Origin of the sequence: Methylobacterium sp. WL18 (genome assembly GCF_008040015.1) — a bacterium.
Taxonomy (GTDB): domain Bacteria; phylum Pseudomonadota; class Alphaproteobacteria; order Rhizobiales; family Beijerinckiaceae; genus Methylobacterium; species Methylobacterium mesophilicum.
This window is the reverse complement of sequence record NZ_VRVD01000914.1, coordinates 1-1,444: the sequence shown is the minus strand read 5'-3', so window position 1 is coordinate 1,444 and position 1,444 is coordinate 1. Positions and strand designations below refer to the sequence as shown.

The 1,444-nt window shown below is 67.7% G+C and carries 3 protein-coding genes; 1 reads left to right on the top strand and 2 read right to left on the bottom strand.

The window, feature by feature from the left end; translation table 11 throughout:
* Positions 1 to 174: 174 nt before the first annotated feature.
* The gene (locus FV228_RS34925) at positions 175 to 561 is read right to left on the bottom strand and encodes a HigA family addiction module antitoxin (RefSeq protein WP_308447713.1); all 387 of its coding nucleotides are present in this window, start codon (positions 559 to 561) and stop codon (positions 175 to 177) included.
* Positions 562 to 587: 26 nt separating this feature from the next.
* Positions 588 to 869 carry a type II toxin-antitoxin system RelE/ParE family toxin gene (locus tag FV228_RS29640; RefSeq protein ID WP_147857715.1) on the bottom strand — a complete coding sequence of 94 codons (282 nt, stop codon included), beginning with the start codon at positions 867 to 869 and terminating at the stop codon, positions 588 to 590.
* A 226-nt stretch (positions 870 to 1,095) separates the two neighbouring features.
* Here FV228_RS29640 and FV228_RS29635 point away from each other — a divergent pair.
* A partial coding sequence (locus tag FV228_RS29635; protein WP_147857714.1) for an MFS transporter occupies positions 1,096 to 1,444 on the top strand: 349 nt, incomplete at its 3' end.

Sequence of the window (1,444 nt, the reverse complement as noted above, 5' to 3'; positions counted from 1 at the left end):
AGGCTGCCGGCCTCCGCCACCGCCACGAACACGGCCATGTCCCCGGCGCGGTCGACCCCGTCGCGCTGCATGCGTGACACCCCTGCACGGATCCCGATCCGCCGCGCCGGCCTAACGATCGGCCGGCGATTCGGCCATGTGCAGGCGCGGACCGGACGACCTCCGGCGAGGCACTCAGGCGGCGTCCGGGACGGGCGTGATGCGGGCGAGCTCGTCGCCGATGGCCGAGAGCAGCGTCTCGCTCTCGAACTGCATGTGCAGATTGAGCCAGAACTGGTGCGAGGTCCGGAACAGCCGGGCCAGCCGGAGCGCCGTATCGGTGCTGATGCCGATCTCCTCCTTCACGATCCGCTCGATCCGCGAGCGCGGCAGCCCCAGTGCGCGCGCGACGGCGCCGGCCGAGAGGCCGAAGGGGGCCATGAATTCCTCGCGCAGGATCTCGCCGGGGTGGACCGGCGGATGCGCATCGAACGCCTCCGCCCGGTCGAAGATCCGGCGCAGATCGGCGATGGTTTCGGCGCTGTGTGCCATGGGATGAATCTTGTCGTCGGTGGTCGTCATGACACCCTCGGGCAAGGCCGAATGCCTCAGTGATAGTCGGTGAACTCGACCCGGTCGGGACCGGAGGCGGTCCAGATGAAACAGATGCGGAATTGGTCGTTGACCGCGATAGCGTGCTGACCCACGCGATCCCTGCTCAACGGATGAAGCCTGGTCCCCGGTCGATCGTTGAGGTCGTCGAGCGACGTTGCGGCATTCAATGCGATGAGCTTGCGGCGTGTCGCTTTGAATAGGTCGGCCGGAAAACCTTTGGGGCAACGCCCGGCGAAAACAGCCTGTGTGAGCGCATCGTGAAAGCCCAGAATCATCGCACCGGCCCGGACCGCGATGACTGGTATCTGTACCACTGAGTGCAACAATCCGCAATCCTGTGGGTCGGTCGCATGCCCGGCCGCGCAAGCGGGTGACGGACCCGCTGATCGTCCCTCCCACTGGGATTTATGACTGAAACGCACAGATCTCGGTCCCGCCACTGGGCTACTCCCCTCACGCCGAATCCGTCACGTGCGTCTCCGGAACAACCGGAGCCTCCTCATGGCGATCAATCCTCCCCTGCTGGCCCTGGCGGTCGGCGCCTTCGGCATCGGCGTCACGGAGTTCACCCCGATGGGCATGCTGCCGCTCATGGCCGGGGATCTCGGCGTCTCGATTCCCGCCGCCGGCCTGGTGGTCAGCGCCTACGCGCTCGGCGTCCAGGTCGGGGCGCCGCTGATGACGCTGGCCGCGGCCCGGGTGCCGCGGCGCCGGCTGCTGGTCGGGCTGATGGCGATCTTCACGCTCGGCAACCTGCTCGCGGCCATCGCCGACAGCTATGCCATGCTGGTGGTCGCCCGGCTGGTCACCGCGCTGAACCACGGCGCGTTCTTCGGGATCGGCTCGGTGG